Source organism: Arthrobacter sp. Ha26 (genome assembly GCF_059091705.1).
In genome coordinates this window covers 1-1,183 of the sequence record NZ_JBNHGX010000018.1, presented here as the reverse complement: position 1 = coordinate 1,183, position 1,183 = coordinate 1, and the positions used below count along the sequence as shown (strand labels likewise).

Here is a 1,183-nt window from a genome sequence, read left to right as displayed (position 1 = left end):
CTCCTGGTCCGTCAAAGAGACCTGGATATCAAGAAAAGGAAAAACCCGTGACTGAATCCAAGCAGTACCAGCTGGCCGTCCTGAACGGTGACGGCATCGGCCCGGAGATCGTTCCGGCCTCAGTGCAGATCCTGGACGCGGCGATGGCCGCCACCGGTGCCCCCGCGATCGCCTGGACCGAGCTCCCGCTGGGCCGGACCGCGATCGACACCCACGGCATCGCCGTCCCCGAGGAAACCCTCGAAGCGCTGAACAACGTTGACGGCTGGCTCCTGGGCCCGCACGATTCCGCCGCCTACCCCGAGCCGCACAAGTCCGCGCTGAACCCCTCCGGGACCATCCGCAAGCACTTTGGCCTGTTTGCCAACATCCGCCCGTCCAAGGCCTTCCCGGGCGGCAACGCCATCGTTGAGGGCACGGACCTGGTGATCGTGCGCGAAAACACCGAAGGCTTCTACGCGGACCGGAACACCTTCGCCGGTACCGGCGAATTCATGCCCACCCCCGACGTGGCCATCATGCACGGCATCATCACCCGCGCCGCAACCGAACGCATCGCCCACGCCGCGTTCCAGCTCGCCCAGTCCCGCACCAAGCAGCTGACCATCGTGCACAAGGCCAACGTCCTGAAAATGACCACCGGGCTGTTCCGCGACGTCTGCCGCGAGGTCGCCACCCAGTACCCGGACGTGTCCGTGAACGACTTCCACATCGACGCGATGACCGTCCACATGGTCCGCCGCGCGAACAGGTTCGACGTCATCGTCACCGAAAACATGTTCGGCGACATCCTCTCGGACCTCGCCGGAGAAGTCGCAGGGTCCCTCGGCATCGCCCCCTCAATCAACTCCTCCGACACCCACGCCATGGCCCAGGCCTCCCACGGATCCGCCCCGGACATAGCCGGACAAAACATCGCAAACCCCATCGCGATGATCCTCTCCTCCGCAATGCTCCTGCGCTGGCTCGGCGCGAAATTCAACGACGACAAAGTCCTCCAGGCCGCCGAACTGGTCGAAAAAGCCGTCGAAGCCACAGTCCTGGACGGCACCACCACCAAGGACCTGGGCGGCACCGCCGGCACCAGCGACTTCGCAGACGCCGTCGCCAACCGCATCACCACCCTCACCCACGCCTAACCACCCGGACGCCGGGCGGGCCACCACCCACCCGGCACCACCGG

General features: G+C 65.8%; 1 protein-coding gene. It reads left to right on the top strand.

Going from position 1 to position 1,183, the window contains the following annotated elements; translation table 11 throughout:
• Positions 1–47: 47 nt before the first annotated feature.
• Positions 48–1,139 carry an isocitrate/isopropylmalate dehydrogenase family protein gene (locus AC5RVY_RS19070; RefSeq protein WP_493956256.1) on the top strand — a complete coding sequence of 364 codons (1,092 nt, stop codon included), beginning with the start codon at positions 48–50 and terminating at the stop codon, positions 1,137–1,139.
• Positions 1,140–1,183: the final 44 nt, after the last annotated feature.